General features: G+C 67.4%; 17 protein-coding genes and 2 tRNA genes. 9 read left to right on the top strand and 10 right to left on the bottom strand.

What is annotated here, in order from left to right; all coding sequences use genetic code 11:
• Positions 1-53: 53 nt before the first annotated feature.
• Together DU484_RS12705 and DU484_RS12700 are read right to left on the bottom strand one after the other, a co-directional pair.
• Positions 54-332: a DUF7553 family protein gene (locus DU484_RS12705; RefSeq protein WP_114606111.1), complete on the bottom strand. Its 279-nt coding sequence runs from the start codon at positions 330-332 to the stop codon at positions 54-56.
• Positions 333-715: 383 nt separating this feature from the next.
• Positions 716-788 (bottom strand) — tRNA-Arg (locus tag DU484_RS12700).
• Between the two features lie 226 nt (positions 789-1,014).
• Between DU484_RS12700 and DU484_RS12695 the strand changes: the two genes are divergently transcribed.
• The gene (locus DU484_RS12695) at positions 1,015-2,610 is read left to right on the top strand and encodes a LamG domain-containing protein (protein WP_114606110.1); all 1,596 of its coding nucleotides are present in this window, start codon (positions 1,015-1,017) and stop codon (positions 2,608-2,610) included.
• 66 nt (positions 2,611-2,676) lie between these two features.
• A complete protein-coding gene (locus DU484_RS12690) occupies positions 2,677-4,059 on the top strand; it encodes an erythromycin esterase family protein (protein ID WP_114606109.1) in 1,383 nt (460 codons plus the stop codon).
• Between the two features lie 296 nt (positions 4,060-4,355).
• On the opposite strand, the gene DU484_RS12685 is transcribed toward DU484_RS12690, so the two are convergent.
• A complete protein-coding gene (locus DU484_RS12685; protein WP_157969569.1) occupies positions 4,356-5,591 on the bottom strand; it encodes a vWA domain-containing protein in 1,236 nt (411 codons plus the stop codon).
• A gap of 393 nt (positions 5,592-5,984) precedes the next feature.
• Here DU484_RS12685 and DU484_RS12680 point away from each other — a divergent pair, with 393 nt between their 5' ends.
• Positions 5,985-6,995: a tyrosine-type recombinase/integrase gene (locus DU484_RS12680; RefSeq protein ID WP_114606790.1), complete on the top strand. Its 1,011-nt coding sequence runs from the start codon at positions 5,985-5,987 to the stop codon at positions 6,993-6,995.
• Between the two features lie 64 nt (positions 6,996-7,059).
• Here the strand turns inward: DU484_RS12680 and DU484_RS12675 are convergent, their stop codons facing one another.
• Both DU484_RS12675 and DU484_RS12670 read right to left on the bottom strand, forming a co-directional pair.
• Positions 7,060-8,175 carry a tyrosine-type recombinase/integrase gene (locus DU484_RS12675; RefSeq protein ID WP_114606107.1) on the bottom strand — a complete coding sequence of 372 codons (1,116 nt, stop codon included), beginning with the start codon at positions 8,173-8,175 and terminating at the stop codon, positions 7,060-7,062.
• Between the two features lie 1,127 nt (positions 8,176-9,302).
• Positions 9,303-9,375: transfer RNA gene (locus DU484_RS12670), tRNA-Arg, on the bottom strand.
• A 105-nt stretch (positions 9,376-9,480) separates the two neighbouring features.
• On the opposite strand from DU484_RS12670, the gene DU484_RS12665 reads away from it, so the two are divergent.
• From DU484_RS12665 to DU484_RS12650, 4 genes are read left to right on the top strand one after another with little or no spacing between them, the layout of a single operon-like run.
• Positions 9,481-9,906: a high-potential iron-sulfur protein gene (locus tag DU484_RS12665; protein WP_114606106.1), complete on the top strand. Its 426-nt coding sequence runs from the start codon at positions 9,481-9,483 to the stop codon at positions 9,904-9,906.
• 48 nt (positions 9,907-9,954) lie between these two features.
• Positions 9,955-11,880, top strand: a complete 1,926-nt coding sequence (locus tag DU484_RS12660) for a NosD domain-containing protein (protein WP_114606105.1) — start codon at positions 9,955-9,957, stop codon at positions 11,878-11,880.
• The gene (locus DU484_RS12655) at positions 11,877-12,599 is read left to right on the top strand and encodes an ABC transporter ATP-binding protein (protein ID WP_114606104.1); all 723 of its coding nucleotides are present in this window, start codon (positions 11,877-11,879) and stop codon (positions 12,597-12,599) included. Before DU484_RS12660 ends, DU484_RS12655 begins: the two co-directional genes overlap by 4 nt.
• On the top strand, positions 12,596-13,417 hold the full coding sequence (locus DU484_RS12650; protein WP_114606103.1) for an ABC transporter permease subunit: 822 nt from the start codon (positions 12,596-12,598) through the stop codon (positions 13,415-13,417). Before DU484_RS12655 ends, DU484_RS12650 begins: the two co-directional genes overlap by 4 nt.
• Here the strand turns inward: DU484_RS12650 and DU484_RS12645 are convergent.
• The 3 genes from DU484_RS12645 to DU484_RS12635 form a co-directional block, all read right to left on the bottom strand.
• A complete protein-coding gene (locus DU484_RS12645) occupies positions 13,414-13,929 on the bottom strand; it encodes a winged helix-turn-helix transcriptional regulator (RefSeq protein WP_114606102.1) in 516 nt (171 codons plus the stop codon). The genes DU484_RS12650 and DU484_RS12645 overlap by 4 nt on opposite strands.
• A gap of 81 nt (positions 13,930-14,010) precedes the next feature.
• Positions 14,011-14,577, bottom strand: a complete 567-nt coding sequence (locus tag DU484_RS12640; RefSeq protein ID WP_114606101.1) for a nitrous oxide reductase accessory protein NosL — start codon at positions 14,575-14,577, stop codon at positions 14,011-14,013.
• Positions 14,578-14,680: 103 nt separating this feature from the next.
• The gene (locus DU484_RS12635) at positions 14,681-15,061 is read right to left on the bottom strand and encodes a universal stress protein (protein WP_114586337.1); all 381 of its coding nucleotides are present in this window, start codon (positions 15,059-15,061) and stop codon (positions 14,681-14,683) included.
• Positions 15,062-15,312: 251 nt separating this feature from the next.
• Here DU484_RS12635 and DU484_RS12630 point away from each other — a divergent pair, with 251 nt between their 5' ends.
• Complete coding sequence (locus DU484_RS12630; RefSeq protein WP_114606100.1) at positions 15,313-16,251, top strand: PfkB family carbohydrate kinase; 939 nt, start codon at positions 15,313-15,315, stop codon at positions 16,249-16,251.
• A 41-nt stretch (positions 16,252-16,292) separates the two neighbouring features.
• A complete protein-coding gene (locus tag DU484_RS12625) occupies positions 16,293-17,429 on the top strand; it encodes a M20 family metallopeptidase (protein ID WP_114606099.1) in 1,137 nt (378 codons plus the stop codon).
• Here the strand turns inward: DU484_RS12625 and DU484_RS12620 are convergent.
• Both DU484_RS12620 and DU484_RS12615 read right to left on the bottom strand, forming a co-directional pair.
• Positions 17,408-18,460 (bottom strand): GNAT family N-acetyltransferase, encoded by a 1,053-nt coding sequence (locus DU484_RS12620; RefSeq protein ID WP_187347702.1) that lies wholly within the window; start codon positions 18,458-18,460, stop codon positions 17,408-17,410. The genes DU484_RS12625 and DU484_RS12620 overlap by 22 nt on opposite strands.
• 110 nt (positions 18,461-18,570) lie before the next feature.
• Positions 18,571-19,215 carry a phosphoribosyltransferase gene (locus tag DU484_RS12615; protein ID WP_114606098.1) on the bottom strand — a complete coding sequence of 215 codons (645 nt, stop codon included), beginning with the start codon at positions 19,213-19,215 and terminating at the stop codon, positions 18,571-18,573.
• Positions 19,216-19,264: the final 49 nt, after the last annotated feature.

Raw genomic sequence — 19,264 nt, 5'->3', positions numbered from 1 at the left:
TTGCTCCGTTCTCGCCCCTACGCCCGCATAAACCTCACTACATCGCCACCGGGCTACGTCTGCCGTCGTGGCGGGTGTTCTGCCGCGTATTCGTCGAGCAACTCCCGAGCGCGCCACAGGTGGTGTGCCCGCTCCTCGTGTGTCCGTTCGGCGATGCGTCGGAGCTTGTACCGCAGGCGACAGAGGCTCCCCGGATCGAGCGGATACTCCTCGTGACGCGTCCGGGCCCAGAAACTCGCCGCGAGCCGATCCAGTCGCTCCTCTTCGCCCGTGTCCGGTGGGGCCTCGATCGCCTTCAGAAGCTGTCTGTTCACCTCGCGGAGCGTGCGCATGGTGACCGCTCTTTGGTGGCCGATGCAGAAATAGGTTGAGTTGATCGCTTCGCTGTTGCTCGGTGTCATTGTGTCGATGGAACGTCCCGACGGCGTCCCACGCGAGCAGCGAGGGACCTCCGGTCCCTCGGGCAGCCGGCGCGAAGCGCCAGCGACGAAGTGAGCGTCCCGACGGCGTCCCACGCGAGCGCTAGCGAGCGTGGGGCTCGTCGGGACCGAACGAAGGAGTGACCTGACGAAGTCAGGTCACGACTGAAGTGAGCGTCCCGACGGCGATTTGAACTCACTCACTTCGCTTCGCTCGTTCGCTGCTCAAATCGCCGTGTCTCCGTTCTGGCGACACGGACGCCTCGCTGTCGCTCGGCGTTATTGTGTCGCCAGAACGTCCCGACGGCGATTTGAACGCCGGTCCCTGGCTCCGGAAGCCAAGAGGATAGTCCACTACCCTATCGGGACTCGCGTTCCGGGGTTTGCCGGAGCGACGTATATACCTATTGATCGTCGCCGGGGCGTTCGGGTGACTCCACGGTGCTCCTCGGTCCACTGGCGGATCGCTCGTCCCGTTAGGGAAGTCTTACCGCCGCTTAGTCGGGGATTAACACCAATAACGAACCAGTAACTAATTCGGTCGGACGAGTGGGTGTGACCGATCACGGGGCTGACACCACGTCCCGGACCGCCCATGGACGACGACGACACACTCGACATCACGAGACGGACGGCCCTCGCCGCGCTGGGCAGCGTCGGTATCGCGTCGGCGGGCGCGGGACTCGGGACGAGCGCGTTCTTCAGCGACGCGGAGACGTTCGCGAACAATCAACTCACCGCGGGGACCCTCGATATGACCGTCGGCTGGACCGAAACGTACTCCGACTGGTCGGCCGACGAGGGGGACGGCGTCTCGGTTCGCATGTACGACGGAGCGGAGCGGATCGGTGACGCGACCGACCTCCAAGAGGGCGAAACCGGCCTCCCGGCCGACGACGCGTGGTTGATCGCCGTCGACGACCCGACCCAGTTCATGGCCAACGCACGGGAGGAAGGCGTCGCCATGGCGGAGTCCCCGTGCGACGGCCTGAACGTGCCCGAGGGGCTGGCGAATCAGGGCGACGACCGCCCAGTCGTCGACATCGAGGACGTGAAACCCGGCGACTTCGGGATGGTCTCCTTCGAGTTCGCCCTCTGTGACAACCCCGGCTACGTCTGGCTGAACGCCGGCGCGAGCGCCAGCAGTGAGAACGGCGTCACCGAACCGGAGCGTGACGACCCGACAGAGGACGCGGCGACGGTGGAGTTGCTGGACGGGACGCTAGCGCTCCTCTGGGTCGACGACGGGGACGGGACGCTTGCGGCGACCGAGCCGACGGTGCTGGTCGATTCGCTCCGCAACGTCCTCGCGACGCTCGGGACGGGCGTCGGCGTCGACCTCGCCGGCAACCTCGCGGCCGAGGCGGGCGGCGGCACCGGCCGAAACTGCTTCTCGGGGACCGACGGGGGCGACACCGCGACCACCCACTCCGTCGCCTTCGCGTGGGCTGTCCCCCCGGGAACCGCGAACGCCCTCCAGAGCGACGGCGTCACGTTCGATCTGGGCTTTTACACCGAGCAGTGCCGGCGCAACGACGGCGTGGGACTGACGACGGGGCTTCTCGGGCACTACCCGCTCGACGGCACCGCCGACGACGCGAGCGGCAACGACTACGACGGGACAGTCGTCGGGGACGTGGCCTTCGTTCCCGGCCCCAGCGGGAAGGCGGCGACGTTCGACGTGCCCGGCAGGGACGGCTACGTCGCTATCCCCGACTTCCCGACCGATCCGGTCGGGACCGGCCTGACGATCACCGCGTGGATCAGGACGGTCGATCCCGCCGAAGTCGGACAGCGAATCTTCGCCGCCGACGAGAACGACGCGGGGGGCTACGCCCTGTCGCTCGGCGACCCGGGACCCGGCGCGGTGCGGTTCTACAGCCGTGCCAAGGACACGATCAGCCTCGATACGCCCACCGGCGTCGTCGACGCCGACACCTGGCACCACGTCGCCGGTGTCTACGACGACGCGGCCGAGACGCGGCGACTCTACGTCGACGGGCGTCTCGAAGCGACGCTCCCGTCCGACACCGGCCCGTGGGGGACCGACGCCGGCCCCACGACCATCGGTGGCGAAACCGACGCGAGCGACGAGTCGGACCGTCGGTTCCGTGGCCGGATTCACGACGTGCACGTCTACGCCCGTCCTCTCGCGGCGAGCGAGGTCGGTGCGCTGTACGACGAGGGGTGACCCCGTCCTGCGGGACGACTTCGTATGATATAATCCCCTGCCCGCCGAACCGTGACGACTGTCGTCATGCCCTCCACCGACGAGAGCACGCGCCGCCGGTTTCTGGCACTGGCCGGCACCGGCGCCGCGGCGCTCGCTGGCTGTGCGACTCGAACCGATACTTCGCCGTCGCGGACCGCGACGGCGACGGAGACGCCGACCGACACCTCCGCCCCCGCAGACACCGACCCGCCCGCCGACGCCATCGAGCGGGCTGCGGTCCCCGTGGAACTGACCGCCGATTCCCCCGGTCTCGACACCGTCGCCGCCCAGCTCGCCGGGTCCGATCTGATCGGCATCGGCGAGAACTCCCACGGTGTTGCCGCGTTCAAGACGGTACCGCAACTCCTCGTCCGCCGACTCGTCGAGACTCACGACTATCGCCTGCTCGCCATGGAAGGGACGCTCGGCGACTTCGCCCCCGTCGACGACTACGTTGCCGGCGGCGACACCTCACTCGACGACGCGATGGCCGCACTCGACTTCTACTTCTGGCGGACCGAGGGCGTTCGGCGCCTCTTCGCGTGGCTCCGCGAGTTCAACGACGGCCGGCCCGACGCCGAGCGGGTGACCGTCCGCGGCTACGACACCCAGTTTCACGACGCGAACGCGACGGCGATTCGGGACTATATCGACCGGGTCGATCCGGCGTACCTGTCCACGGTCGAGGCCGACCTCGACCCGCTCACGGAACCGCGCTACGAACGGGCCGATCCCGCGTACATGACCCCGTCACAGGAGTCGCTCGTCGAGTCGCTCCGCGAGCGACTCCGGTCGAGGCGATCCGAATACGTCGAGCGAAGCTCCGAATCGGCGTGGCGACTCGCCCGCCGGCACGTCTGGACCCTCGAACGCGCCCTCCAGTTCCAGAAACACCTGCATGCGGAGGCGTACGCGGCTGGAAAGCGCGTCCGTGACGCCGCCATGGCGGCGAACGTCTCGTGGTTGCGCGACTGGACCGGCTCGGACCGCGTCGTCGTCCTCGGCAACGCGAATCACACGATGCGAACGGACGGCGACGGCCCGAAGCGGATGGGACAGCATCTGACCGACGAGTTCGGTGACGACTACTACTCACTCGGGCTGCTGTTCGGCACCGGCACGTTCGCCGCCCCGACGAACCACGATCGGATGGCGTTCGAGACGTACGCCCTCGACGGGCCGGTCGAGGGGACGCTCGAAGCGACCCTCGCCGAGGTCGATCACCCCCGATTCTTCCTCGATTTCGAGACTGCTCGGGCGGACGCGTCGCTCGGGACGTGGCTCGACGGCCTCTCGTCGGTCCAGTTCTCGGTGCCGCGGGCCGCCGAGCGAGGCGCCGTCCCGCTGCCGGCGTCCCCCGGCGTCGTCTACGACGGGGTGGTGTTCGTCCGGCGGGTGTCGCCGGCAGCGTTCGTGGGCGACGGGTGAGTCGGGAGCGGACGGCGCTTCACGCTGGCGCTCGGATTCGTGTGGGTCGAATCGCCGGTCACCGTTTTCAACCTCGCTTCATTCGGCCAGAAAGCGGGCGTGACGGGAGTCCCGCGAGCGAACGCAGTGAGCGAGGGGGACTCAGCCACGCGCGTCGAACGAAGTGAGTGAGGCGGGCGTGGCGGTATTCGAACGGCGGCCCCCAGCTCCGGAACAAAGGGGTAGTCCCCGACCCTCTCGTAACCCGCAAGCGGCTGGCTTTATCGGCGGGTATACCTACTGATAGCGGACGCCGGTCACGCCTCCGGGCAGGTGAACACGACGTTGCTGATGGCGTGCGAGACGACCTTCCCACGGGGATTGGCCAACTCGATGCCCGAGACGCAGACCACGCCGTCGGTGTCAGCGGGCGTCACGGTGTCGCTCTCGGTGTCGCGACCGGCCTTCACCACGTAGCTGAGTTCGCAGAGCGTCGTCTCGAAGCAGGCTTCCTGCGGTTCGCCGTCCTCGTCACAGGTAACCGAGACGAGTCTGAGACCGTCGACTTCGGGGACGACCCGGTCGTCCGCGTCGTAGACGACGAACTCGCCCGCGCAGTCGCCCTCGGCGTCGTCGGTCTCGACCCACTCGTACTTGAGCGGGAAGGCTGCAGGGCACGGGGCACAGCACAGGTCATCCAGGATGGCCACTAAGTCGTCGACGAGCCGCTGGACGTTGGCTACGTCGACGTCGATGGCGAACTCCGGCCCGCTGGCAATCCGGTCGGCCATGTACGTCGGGAGGTCGGTGTACTGAGTGATCGCACCGCTCGTCATCGCCTCGGTGTCGCTGTCACCGACGTAAACCGTCGCGATGAGGGTGTCGCCGTCGCCGACGGACGGGCTCTTGACCGACGCCGCGACGAGCGCCGTTTCGGCCATCTCCCCCTCCGAGACGGTGGCGGACGCCGTGTCGGCGTTGTCGTACGTACCGTTGCCGCTCGCGGCGGACCAGTCCGAACTGGCGTCACGAGGCGCGGTGTACCCGCCCACCGAGTAGGTGGTGTTCGTGTAGTTCGGGCCGCCATCGGTGAACAGGACGACGAGTTTCACCGCGTCGCTCCGCGCCGCGGAATCGCCGTACACCGCCTGATCGGCGAGGTCGATGACGCCAGCCATCGGCGTGTTCCCCCGAGGCGAACTGACGCTAACCGTGAGCCCGTTCGGGTTCTGGAGGTCGTTCTTGTTCCGGACCCCGTTGTTTCCGAACTCGACCGTCCCGACCAGCACGCTCCCGTCCGTCGGGAGTTCGTCGATGAAGGCGTTGATCCCTGCTTCGAGGTTGGCTACTTCGGAGCCACTCAGCGACCCCGAGGTGTCGATGGCACAGACGACGTCGAGTGTGCCACAGGTGTCGAGTATCCCGTCGGTCGCGAGCGCGCGGGTCGAGAACGCCGGGACGCCGACGAAGCCCACGACGGACGTGAGTGCCGCGCCCCGGAGGATGGTTCGCCGGTTGATGCTGCTCGTATATCGGTCTGTTTCGGTGGACATAGTTCGATCACGGTGTAGCGCACTCGTTGTTCGCGGCTCGGCGAACGGGTATGCGGCACGCTTACCACAAACCGCCACGCGAGGGGCACGGTTAGGTATGATATCGCGTCTCCATGGGTCAGAAACTGGTAGTTCGATCCTGCCAACGAAATCCGAGCGTAATCCGGCTTTATTCAGGACGTAGGGTTGGATCGCCGGTGGACGGAAGGCGGGCGTGGCGGGAGTCCCGCGAGCGAACGCAGTGAGCGAGGGGGACTCAGCCACGCCCGTCGAGTGAACAACGTGAACGAGACGGGCGTGGCGGGAGACAGGGCGTGTGCCGGAAAAATTGGCCATTCAAGTCGGTGCGCGTGGTCGGGGTCGATAGTCATGCGGTTCGCCACCGAGCGAACCATGAATTTGGAACCAATCGAACCCGAGAAGGCAGTCGAACTGTACCTCGCAGAGAGAGAAACCCAGTACGCAGACGCGACGGTCCGCTCGCATCGGTCGCGACTCGGCCACCTAGTCCGCTGGTGCGAGGAGAACGACATCGACAACCTGAACCACCTTACCGGTCGGCGGCTTCACGAATACCGCATCTGGCGACGGAACGAGGGCGACCTCTCCGTGGCGAGCGAGAAGACCCAGATGGACACCGTGCGCGTCTTCACTCGGTGGCTGGCGTCCATCGATGGTGTGCCGCCCGAACTGCATCAGAAAGTCCAGTCACCGAGTGTCTCGGCGGAGCAGAACACTCGTCACGTCATGCTCGAAAGTGAGGACGCCGAGGCGATGCTCGACCATCTGGAGAAATACGAGTACGCGTCCCGTCGGCATGTCACGCTCTCGCTTCTCTGGCACACGATGATGCGTCGTGGCGGTGCGCGATCCCTCGATGTCGAGGATTACCAGCGGGAGGAGCAGTGTTTGTCGGTCGTCAGTCGCCCGGAGACAGGGACCCGAATCAAGAATGGCAAGAACGGCGAGCGGCTGATTGCGCTTTCGGACCGTATGTGTGTACTCCTCGACGACTGGATTCAGAACAAGCGTCCGGATGTGACCGATGAGCACGGGCGCGAACCGCTGCTGGCGACTGCACAGGGACGCGTTTCGAAGGCCACGATTGCACGGGCTTGCTATCGATACACGCAGCCGTGCAGGTACGACGAACCGTGCCCGCACGACCGCGATCCAGAAACGTGTGATGCCGTTCAGCACGGGCACGCATCGAAGTGTCCGTCGAGCGTCAGCCCCCACGCGATTCGGCGCGGGAGTATCACCTACTCCCTGAATCAAGACGTGCCCGAGACCGCCGTGGGTGACAGGGCGAACGTCAGTCAAGAGGTCCTCGACCAGCACTACGACAGGCGCACCGACCGCGAAAAGATGGAACTCCGCCGGCAGTATCTCGACGACCTCTAAGTTCGTCTTCGCCTGAATTATTATTTTGCTCGTCGGTCAGTCGCTGCGTGTTGCGGAGCAGGAGTCACGTATACCTAGTGCCGCCCCCTTGCACGTCGTCGAGAACTTGCTGGCGCTGGCGCATTTTGTCTTCCTCGGACCGGACGTCGTAGTGCTGGTCGATAATCGCCGGCGAGACGTTACACCGCTCGCTCACGGTCTCGACTGGAACGCCGGCACGGAGGAGTTGCGTAATGTACCCTCGCCGAATCGGGTGGGGTGTGACGCTCGACGGGCACTGTGCGACTCTGTCGCGGTCGGTGGCCGCTTCACACTCGTCCGGGTCACGGTCGTGTGGACACTCAGTATCACGGACACAGGGCCGTGACCACCGGTAGATGTACGTTCGGATCGTCGAGCGGGCGACGCGACCGTGTGACGTCGCGAGGAGCGGCTCCCGCCCGTACTCGTCTTCCACGTCCGGCCGTTGGTGCTGCAAATAGTCCTCGATAATCTTGCAGGCTTCCGCCGAGACGGCGATTCGCCGCTCTCCCCGGGATTTGTTCTTGATTGGAGTATCTGCCTCCGGTCGGTGCCGAACGTCGAAGTGGGGCGTCTCAGCGTCCGGATGGAAGTCTCTGATGTCGAGCGCTCGCGCACCACCGAGTCGCATCCCCGTCTCGGCAAGGGTGAGCCAGCAGACGTGGTCGACGGTGCCGTACTCGTACTGCTCTAAGTACGTCAGTATCTCTCGGGCCCGCTCCGCGTGGAGCACAGTATCGCGAGCGCTCTCGCCGGCTTCGAGATCCGGTGAGTCGACCTTGCGATAGAGGTTGGGAGTCACTGCACCGATGCTCTCACACCAGCGGATGAACACGCGAAGTGTGTCCATCTGGGTCTTTTCGCTGACGGTCTTCAAATCCTGCCGACGCCACACGCGAAATTCGTGGAGATCGCGGGCAGTGAGGTCGTTGAGATTGTCGATACCGTTTTCCTCACACCAGTCAATCAAGAATCCGAGCCGCGACCGATGAGAGGTGACTGTCGCTTGCTGGCAGCCTCGGATCTTGTCGTTTAGATAGAGTTCGAGCGCGTGTTCGGGCGTGGTCGGTTCGAGTGGGTCGGTGGTTTGCTCCAGCAGGTCTGCGAGGCGGTCTTCGAGATCTGCCTCCTCCGCGATATCGGGGACCTCGTTACTCATGGCTACCCCGAGAGGGCTCCCGTTTTGTTGGCCACACTGTCAGGAGATTCACTACACGTCGTGGCAGGAGATTCGTCGGGCGATCCCTTACACGGGACCACCTCGATCGTCGGACGATGTCGGCGGCTAGCGGACGAGGTGCGGACGTTGCTGAGGATGAAGACCTCATATCTGAGCGTTAATTCCGACACCTAAATACGGTCCAATTAATTGGGATTGGTGGAATTGGCGAGATTGGTGACGAGGGTAGAATAATTGGCAAATCCTGTTTCGAAACACTGTCGCCTCCAGTTGGACCGGTGGCTCGGGCCTCTGATGTTTGTATTCACACACCCGAGACACGAGGCTACTCGCTGCCTCATTCGCTAACTCAGTAATGGCTCGCGCTGTTAGGCCTCCCAGGACCACGGCTCTGTTAGTAGAAGTGATCGCAGCTGCCCGGCGATTGGTAATCCCGGAACTCGGAGGTTAGCAATCCCGGGATTGCTGATGATGGCGAACCCGGCATTGCCGATATAACGGGTGCCGCAGAACGGGTCATATGCACCCGTGTTTGATTGGCCTGCACCGTGAGTGCGGACTGTGAACAACATACAGCGAGGTATACTTGGTGTTCAGGTCACTCTCGTCGGCTTGCTTCTCGGAACGTTGTTCGGAGAAGTGTCTCCGTTCGATATCGTCGCATTCGTTCTCGGGATTGTTGGTACGATTCTCGTCTTGATTGCCGTATTTGATATCTGAGCCGGGGTCTAACGAAGATTGAGATAACCAACTAACGGACACGTAGACTCATCCGAACAGCTGTCTCTCCAGCTTGGGGAGGAACGCAGATCCGTGTGGAGAGTTCTATGACGCTGTAAGACTGGGTTGTTACGAACCGTACGAATTACGAATGGGTTGGGGCGGATTGTACGACGTTTTTCTTGTATTCTTCAGTAAGCAAGTAGCCCACACAATCACAGGTCCACCCCAACGATTATATCACCAATCCACCAATTAGCTCTTAGCGAATCGCATGACAGCGACGACCCCCGTTCACAAATGGAACGATCGCGCTCGCGGTCTGAGCGCCGGGTTTATAAGAACCCCGACGCCGTCCTGTGACTCCGCACCGTTCGATTCCGGAACGGGCGTGGCGGGATTCGAACCCGCGATCGAGAGGTTAGGAACCTCTCGCCCTATCCGCTAGGCCACACGCCCTGCCGGCCGTAGACGGGATGTCGGTAAAAAGGTCGGTATCCCCGGATCGCAGATTTCGACGGGTACACCAGAGTTTATTCCCCGGCGGGAATATAACGAACGATTATGGGCAAGCGACTGACGGAGCCTGACCGACGCCGACTACTCGCACTGATCGGAAGTGGACTCACCGCCGGACTGGCCGGCTGTGGTGGTGGGGGCGGTGGCGGTGACGGAGGCGACGGGGGTGGTGGCGGAGCAACGGCCACGGCAACCGCGACGGCGACGGCTACTTCGACGGGTGGGGACGACACCGTTCCCGCAGCGTACGAGACGGCGACGAGCCTCGGTGGGACGCAACGCAACCCCGACTCCCTCTCCGCGAAGTCGGCGGTGAACTACCAGGAGGAGCCCCAGGACGGCCAGCAGTGTTCGAACTGCCAGTTCTACATCGAGGACAAGAACGGCGACGGGATGGGGGCGTGTGCCATCGTCGCCGGCAACATCGCGCCCGAGGCCTACTGCGTGAGCTACGCGGAGTATTCGGGTTAGACGGCCACACCACACCAAGTAAATACGCCCCCGGTCAACGATTCGTCGATGAACGCCGGGGAGACGCGGACGTGGCAGTTCGTGGCGGCCGCCTGCTCGATCCTTCTGGTCGCCACGGCGGTCGGTGCCTTCGCCGTCGACCTCGGAGCGGCGCGCCCCGATCCGGTCCCGTACGCCGACACGGTCAAGCTCGGCGCGACCGCGGAGACTGAACAGACCGCCGAAGCCGAGGGCGCCACGATCCCTCGCGTCGAAATCTTCTACTCCCAGTACCGGTACGTGGTCGGCTACACGGGGGTCGCGGCGGCGATTTCGGCGCTCGACGAACCCGGACGCGAACGACAGTTCGGCTACCCGCTCGCCGTCTACGCCTCCGATTACGCGGGCCGGTCACCGCGGTGTACGGACGGCACGCTCACCAGCGCCACCAAGCCCGACTGGGTGTCGGTGACGGAGGCGCAGTTCGTCGTCGGGAGTCGCGCGACGCTGGCCGGCGAGTCCGTCGTCGTCCCGTTCTCCGAGGCCGCCGACGCGCGGGCCTTCGCCGACGCGTGTGGCGGGCGGGTCGTCGACTGGGAGGCTCTCCGTCGGGACCCGCCAGCCGTGCCGAGTGCGGCGGGCGTGGAGTCGTCCATCGACGACCGGCGGGCGCGCGCTGATCGCCAGGTCGCGGCCGCGGCGTCGCTTCTCGACCGCGAGGTGTCGGTGGTGGTCGGCCGCGACGCACCGACGATTCGGGCGGCCGTGGCCGCCGCGCCGCCGAACACGACCGTCGTCGTACCGCCGGGGACGTACGCCGAACGCGTCACGGTCGAGAAGCCCCTCACCATTCGCGGCCGGGCGGCGACGGTCGACGGCGAGGGCGAGGGAACGGTGATCGACGTCCGCGCGGACGACGTGGCGGTGACCGGGCTGACGATCCGCGGCGTGGGCAACGCGACCCGCGCCGAGAACGCGTCCGCGAGCGACGACTGGGACGCCCCGATCCAGCAGGGGTACGGCGAGGGCGACGCGGGCGTCGCCGCGGTGAACGTCTCGGGGACGTACGTCCGGAACGTCACGATCCACACGCCGGCCAACGGGGTGTTGCTCCGCGGCGTGCCGGGCGCCGTCGTCTCCGACCTTCGGGTGGACGGCTCGGCGGAGTGGCTCGACGGCTTCATGGGCGTCATGGCGATGCACGAACCGGTCGTCGTGCAGGACTCGCGGATCGAGGGGGGCCGCGACGGCGTCTACCTCCACCGCGCACACGGCACCGTCGTCAGGAACAACACCTTTCTCGACCAGCGCTTCGGCGTCCACCTCATGTACACCTCCGAGACGCTGATCGCGGACAACGTCGCCCGCGGGCAGGAGGGCAGCGGCGTGGTCGTCATGACGCGGCCGACGGCGAACGCAGTCGTCGGCAACGACGTGCGCCACGCCAACGGGGGCATCTTCGTCGGCGGCTCGCGGAGCTACGTCGCCCGCAACGTCGTCGTCGACGCCGACCGCGGGATGGTGGCCTACGCCACCCAGTCGCGGTACGAACACAACGTCCTCTACGGCAACGAGGTGGGCTTCGCCGCCTCGACGGTGGTCCCCTCGAACCGCGTCGTGGCGAACGACTTCGTGGACAACGACCGCCACGCCACTGCCGGTCCCGGGCCACTCCGCATCTTCACCGCGGACGGCCGCGGCAACTACTGGGACGGCGCCTACGACACCAGCCTCGCGGCGGACGGGTCGCCGACGCTGGACCGCGCCTACTCGCCGACGGACGAACTCGACCGGCGGCTCCACCGGACCGACGCGGCGGTGACGCTGAGCGCCGCGCCGTCGGTCCGCGGCCTGCGGGCGTTCCGCGGGACGACGCCCGGTTTCCGGAAGGCGAGCATCGTCGACCTCGCGCCGCTCCGGCGACCGGCGAACCCCGACCTGCTCGCACGGGCGCGAAACGAGACGGCCGTCGACGTGGAGGGACGGGCCGCGTGACCGACGAGACCTACCTGCGCGCGACGGGGGTGGACCGGACCTTCGGCGACGTGACCGCCCTCGCCGACGTCTCGGTCGAGATCCCGGGGGGAAGCGTCGTCGCGCTGATCGGCCCGAACGGCTCGGGAAAGACCACGCTCCTGCGGGTGCTCGCCGGGCTCCTCTCCCCCACCGACGGCGACGTGACCTACGAGGGGCCGTCGGCGACCCGTCCGCTCGGCTATCTGCCCCAGGAACCGGCGTTCCGGCCGGGGTTTACGACGGCCGAGACGGCGGCGTTCTACGCGCGTCTCGTCGACGACGATCCGACCGACCTGCTCGACCGGGTGGGGCTCGGGAGCGTCCCGGACCGCCGCGTCGAGGCGCTTTCGGGCGGCATGACGCGCCTCCTCGGCATCGCACAGGCGCTCGCCGGCGATCCGCCGGTGCTCGCGCTCGACGAACCGGCCAGCGGGCTGGACCCGGTGATGAGCCGACGGGTGTTCGACATCCTCGAGTCGCTCGCCGAGGACGGCCACGCCGTCGTCGTCACGTCACACGACCTGCCGCTGGTCGAGCGGTCGGCCGATCGGGTGATCGTCCTCGATCGCGGCGCCGTCGTCGCGGCCGACACGCCCGCGGCGCTCCGTGACCGCACCGGCGGCCCGCTCCACGAGACGTTCGCGAGCCTCGTCGAGGCCGACGACGCCGTCTCCGTTCGGACGGAGGTGACGCGATGACCGGCCCCCTGGATGCGTTCTGGGCGGTCTTCGCCCGCGAGGTCCGCGGCGCCGCCCGGAGTCGAACGTATCTCCTGCTGGCGCTGGCGCTGGCGCTCGTCGTCTTCGGCCTCGCGGGGGCCGGGAACGGGCCGTCCGCGGGCTACGTCCCGACGGTGGTGGACGTGTTACTCGTCGTCGAGGTGCTCGTCCCGGCCGTCGCCTTCGCCGTCGGCTACCGATCGATCACCGACGACGCGGTCCGCGGGACGCTGGACGTCCTCGCGACGTATCCGCTCCCGCCGTGGGCGTACGTCGTCGGCGTCTACGCCGGCCGTGCCGTTGCCCTCCTGTCGGTCGTGCTGGTGCCGCTCCTGGTTCTCGGCGGCGTCGTCGCCGTGAGTGCCGGTCCCGACACGGCGGTGTTCGCCACCCACCGTGGCGTCGACTCGCCGCTGCTGTTCGTCCGATTCCTGGCGCTCACCGCCGGCTTCGCGCTCACGGCACTGGCGATGGCCGTCGCCATCTCCGCGCTCGCCGACTCCCGTCGGCGGGCCATCCTCTTGGCGCTCGTCGGTCTGCTGGTCGTGGCCGTCGGCGCCGACGTGACCGTCCTGCGAGCGTTGGCGGGCGGTCTCGTCGACGCCGACCTCGGCACGCTCCTCGGCGTCTCGCCCGCGAGCGCCTACCGCGGGCTGGTGTTCGAGACGGTGCTCTACGTCGCGTTCTCGGAGCGTGCAGGCTTCGTCTCGGTGCCCGTCGCTGCCACCGGCCTCCTCGCGTGGAGCCTCGCCTCGCTCCTCGTCGCCACCCTCGCCGTGGGGAGTCGGCGCGCCTAGTCGTCCGCGTCGGCGACGCCGTAGCCCCCGCCGTCGGCGGGGGCGGCCCCCCCAGCGACCGAGGGCGCCACCTCTCGGCGGAGCCGGTCGGTCGCCGCGGGTCGGGCGAGCGACACCTCGATCCGTCCCCGGGCGCCACGACTCGTCTCGACGACGCCGGCGTTCGACAGCGAATCGAGATGCCAGGAGACCGTACTCCGCGCGAGGCCGAGGCGGTCGGCGAGCGTCGCGGCCGGGAGTCGGCCCTCGTCGAGCAGGAGCGTGACGAGTTCACGGTCGGTCTCTCGACGGTAGAGCGCGAGCGTCCGACGCTCCCAGGCGTCGTATTCGGGGAGGAAGTAGTGAGTCCGTCCCCGAATCCGCTCGGCGACGACGTCGTCGCGCCGGCCGAGGCGGTGGAGGTGGTACTGCGCCTGCCCGGTCGCGATGTCGAGGTTCCGCGCGAGGGCGTTGAAGTGGACGCCGGGGTTGGCCCGGACGTGTTCGCGCACCCGCCGGCGAACGTCGGTCATACTCTCGATATTGTGCTCTATAAACAATTCTACCGCGACGATTCCCGGTCGCTGGGAACGGCGTCGGCCAGTCGGCGCCGATCAGCCCTGCGCGACCAGTTCCCGCGAGACGGCCTCCGCGGCGATGACGTCACCGCCGTACGTCGACGCGAACTCCGCGGCGGCGTCGCCGTCGCCGAAGGGGACGATGGCGGGTCCCATCGCCCCCTCCACGTCCGACCCGACCACCACCTCTAGGTCCTCGGTGGCGGCGAAGTGCTCGGCGGCGAGATGTGCCGAGATGACCTGCGCGCCACCCTCCCGGCGGACTCGGTAGTCGACGGTAGCGTAGTCGGTGAGATACGTCACCTGTGGCTGCCAGCCACGGCCCTCGGTCGCGAATCGGTGACGAAAGGTACACACCGTGCTACAGAAGCGCGCGGGTGGGTCGTGTCCCTCGGGGCTGTTGTCGCGGTAGTAGGTCTGTCCGGACGGCCCCGGCTGCTGGTCGATGACCATCCCACACTGGTCGCAACTCAGCGATGCGTCCAGCGAGATGGGTGCCGGGCGGTCCGAGGAACCCAGACAGCCGGCGATCCCGACGCCGAGGGCGGTTGCCGTGCCGAGGAGGACGCGTCGGCGCGACGTGTTGCGAGCGTGTCCGTCCATACGGCGAGTACGGACCTGTCACCTTTAGTTATCGTGGTGTGGGCGTCGAAGAACCGCGGCGCTGTGTGGGTCGGCGGCGCCGAAAAGATCGGTCGAAGCGGCGCTACTCCTCGTCTTCGGCGACGAACGCGACGGTGCAGTCGGCGTTCAGCAGGACGAGCTGGGAGACGCTTCCCATCAGGGCCTTTCCGATGGGCGTCTGCTTGTGCGGACCGAGGACGATGTAGCTGGCATCCCGCCTGTCGGCCTCACTGAGGATGCGCGGCGCCGGGTCGCCGAGCGCCCCCGCCACCGAGACGTTCTCGGGGTCGTCGAGCGCCAGTCGGATGGCGTTGTTCGCCACTTCTTCCGCCTCCTCCCGGGTCTCCGTCTCGGGCAGGACGTGGAGCACCACCAGCTCCTCGCCGAACGCCTGCGCGAGTTCGTAGCCGCGCTGTACGACATCGGTGTTCTCCGGATCGTCGACCGCAGCCAGGATTGACATAGCATACGGCTGTCGTATCGGCGTTTAAATAAACATTGGTGATAATTATCATTTCTAGAGAATATCTGACGCCGCCGTCCGCTCCGGCCACCCGGAGCGGCCGACTCTCCTGTCATCCTCCGATCCGAGATATTATCAGACGAGCTACTGGTTATCGAACCCGTTTCCGGACCGATACTGGCACGGGCGCCGTCGGAGCGGCAGTCGTTCACCCGAACGTATAGGTGACTCCCGGCCGCGATACGGGTACGATGGGTCGGGTCGTCAGCCTCGGGAGCATCAACGTCGACCACGTTCGGCGGGCGTCCGACGCCGAACTCGCGTCGCTCGCGGAGCGGTACGACTGGTTTCCGAGACAGGGACAGACCGTCCGCGTCGAGACGCTTCCGGACGAGTTCGCCCCCGATACCGACGAGATAACTCACGGTGGCAAGGGCGCGAATCAGGCCGTGGCGGCCGCCGCCGCCGGCGCCACGACGACGATGCTCGGCGTCGTCGGCACGGACCACGAGCGGTTCGGCGTCCGCCCCGCCCTCACCGACGCCGGCGTCGACGCCGACCGGGTCGGCGTCGCCGACGCCCCGACCGGGGCGGCATACGTCTTCGTCGACCCGAGCGGCGACAACCGCATCGTCGTCAACCCCGGCGCCAACGCGGCCGTAGACGACGCGTACGTGGACGCCCACTACGACGCCGTCCGCGACGCGGACTGTCTGCTCCTCCAGAACGAGATTCCGGCCGAACCGGTCGCGGCGTTGCTCGACGACCTGGCGGCCGAGTCGACCCGGCCGACGGTGATCCTCGACCCCGCGCCGCCGGCGGGCGTCGACCCGTTGCTCGGTCGCGACGCAGTCGACTATCTCACGCCGAACGAGGGCGAGTACGCGGCCCTCGCCGACGCCCTCGACGCGTACGACGGGGTCGTCGTCCGCAAACGCGGCGGCGACCCGCTGATCGTGACGGCGGGCGACGACCGATTCACGGTCGACCCCCCGACCGTCGACCCCGCCGACACCACCGGCGCCGGCGACGTGTTGAACGGCTATCTCGCGGCGCGTCTCGCCGCCGGCGCGTCGTTGCGGGACGCCGTCGAGACGGCCGTCGTCGCCGGATCGATGGCGACGCGGACGGCGGGTGCTCGGGCGGGGATTCCGACCCTCGACGAGGTGCGGGCGTTCCGGACTGAGTGAGCGGGACAGATACAAATGCCGACGCCGCGAACGTCCGACGAATGGTAACCGACGCCGGGGAGTCGGGAGCGTCGCTCGGGGAACGGGTGGCGTCGCTGACGGCCGATCTCGTGGAGTACCGCACGACCGAGGACCGCCCCGCGGAGATCGACGCCTGCCTCTCGCACGTCCTCGACTTCTTCGCGGACGAGGCGGTCGACGTCGAGCGGTTCGACCACGCGGGCGTCCCCTCGGCCGTCGTCTCGCTCGATGGGTCGCGGTCGCCGGAACTCGTCTTCCACGGTCACCTCGACGTGGTGTCGGCCGCCGACTCCCTGTTCACGCCGCGATACATCGACGACGGCGAACTCTCGGGTCGCGGGACGGCCGACATGAAAGGCGGGCTGGCGGCCATGATGCACGTCGTACGCGACCTGTCGCGGCGCGCCGATCCGCCGTCGCTCGCGCTGATGGTCGTCACCGACGAGGAACGCGGCGGCCACCACGGCGCCCGCTACCTCCTCGACGAGGCCGGCTACGACCCCGCCTTCTGTATCACGGGCGAACCCAACAACCTCGACGGCTACCTGGATATCGTCCACCGACAGAAGGGGGTGATTCGGCTCGATCTGACCGCGACCGGGGCGTCGGCCCACGCGGCGACGCCGGAACAGGGCGAGAACGCCATCGCGGCCCTCATGGACGCCAACCCCGAGATACGGGCGGTGTTCGCGGCCGAGGACGACGACTGGCCGACGACCGTCAACTACGGCCTGATCGAGGGCGGCACGTCCGTCAATCAGGTGCCGGACACGGCGACGCTCCGACTCGACGTACGGTATCCCGACGCCGACGCCCGAGACCGAGTGTTGACCGCGCTCCGGGCCATCGACGGTCTGACCGTCGAGAGCGCCGGCCACGGGGCGCCGGTCGACACCGACCCCGACGACCCGTACGTCCGTGGCCTCCAGCGCCACGCCGAACGGGTGATCGGCCGGGACGTGAACCTCGTCCGAAAACCGCACACGAGCGACCTGCGTCACTTCGCCGCCCACGGCGTTCCGGGCGTGGCGTTCGGGCCGGAGGCCTACGGCTCCCACGAGGGCTACGAGTATCTCGTCCTCGACAGCGTCCCCGACTACTGCCGGACGCTCGCGGCCTTCGCCGAGGGCGCGCCCTACAGTTCGAGTTCCCAGTAACGGTCGTGGGCCGCGACGACGCGATACTCGAGCCCCAACACGTCCAGCAGCGCCTTCACGTCCTCGACGACGTGCATAGTCGTCGGCGCCTCGGTCGGCGGATGCTGGAAGACGAAGGCGTCGCGTTGCTCACCCTCGCGAGTCAGCCAGTCGGGGATGAAGCCAGCGGGGTAGAACCCCGCCCGTTCGAGCGGCTCGTACAGCGCGACGAGCTGTCTCGCGTTGGCGTCGATGGGGACCATCAGATGTTCGTCGTCGTCGCGAACGGCCGCCAGAAGCTCCGACTTCGTCTCCGCCCACGGCTCGCTCCCCTCCGGCGTCACCTCCCAGAGGAAGCCGGCTTCGTGCGAGAGCGCCATCCGAAGCTGGGCCGCAGTGGGGTACGTGACCGTGTTGACCGTCCGAATCCGGCGCCCCAGCAGGTCGAGCGACGCCTGCGCCAGCGTCCGCTCGACGATGTGGCGGTAGCGCGCGGGGACGTACACGTCGCGTTCGGCGTAGCCGATGCTCGGGGTGTAGAGCATGATCGCCTCGCTCTCGGCGTCCGGCCCGAAGTAGCCCTCCTGTAAGTGTTTGTGAACCGAGTACGGTTCGAATCCGCGCGCGATCAGGTTGTGCTGGGAGGCCGGATGCGAGGTGACGGCCGCGGAGTAGACGAGACCGTCGAACGTGGGGTCGGCGTGCAGGACGTTCAGCCGGTGTTTCAGGAGCTCGCGACCCAGCCCCCGTCCCTGGTGGTCGGGGTGGACCGCCAGCTTACAGATCTGGGCGTTCCCCTCGTCGAAGGAGTCGTACTCGACGGCGGCGACGCCGACGACCCGGCCGTCCGTCTCGGCGACGAACGCCGCCATGGCGTCGTCCTCGACGAACGTCTCCCGGACGGCCGACGCCTCGACCAGCGGGTAGTCGGTCGCCGACGGGTACGCGGCCCCGTACACCCGCGCGATGGCCGGTGTGTCCGTCTCGTGGGCGCGTCTGACCACGTATCCCGACGGGAGGTCCGGCGTGAACGGGCGAGTAACGGTCTGCATGGGTTGGCACGCTCCCCCAAAACTACGTGCTCGGCACCGAAAATCACGCCCACCGTTCCTGACATTCGAGAATCATACCGATCGTTCATGCTGAGGGGTGCGGCGGTCGCTCAGGGACGCTCGTCCAGATACGTCATCGCCTCCTCGTCGGTCACCTGATCGAAGCGGTCGTAGAAGGCGCCGACGGCGCCGAAGGAGGCGGGCGCCCGCAGGACGACCACCTCGTCGGCGACGCCGTCGAGTTCCGACACCGTGTCCGGCGGGCCGACGGGGACGGCCAGGACGACCCGCTCGGCGCCACCCTCGCGGACGAGACGGAGGGCGGCGATGGCGGTCGACCCCGTGGCGACGCCGTCGTCGACGACGACGACCCGTTTTCCGGTCAGGTCGGGTGGATCGCGGTCACCGCGGTAGCGCGACGCCTTCTCGCGGGCCGCCTCGAGTTCGCGTTCGCGCTCCCGCTCTACGTACGCGTCGGCCACGCCCAGTCGGGCAGTTGCTTCGTCGTCGAGCCAGACGTGCCCGTCGCTCGAGACGGCGCCGATGGCGTACTCCGGGTTGCCGGGGGCGCCGATTTTCGACGCGACCACGATGTCGAGGGGTGCGTCGAGGGCGTCCGCCACCTCTCGGCCGAGCGGAAGGCCGCCGCGCGGAATCGCCAGCACGAGGTCCGCGCCGATCCCCCGGTCGACGAGTTCGGCCGCCAGCCGCTCCCCCGCGTCGGTTCGGTCGGCGAAACGCTCACCAGGTGGCATACGCTACCGTACGACGTGGAGACTCAAATATCCGGAGTTCGTTTCCGAT

It is taken from the genome of Haloplanus rubicundus, from assembly GCF_003342675.1.
GTDB classification, from domain to species: domain Archaea; phylum Halobacteriota; class Halobacteria; order Halobacteriales; family Haloferacaceae; genus Haloplanus; species Haloplanus rubicundus.
Note: the sequence above shows the minus strand (reverse complement) of the source record. Positions and strands in the feature narration are given on the sequence as shown.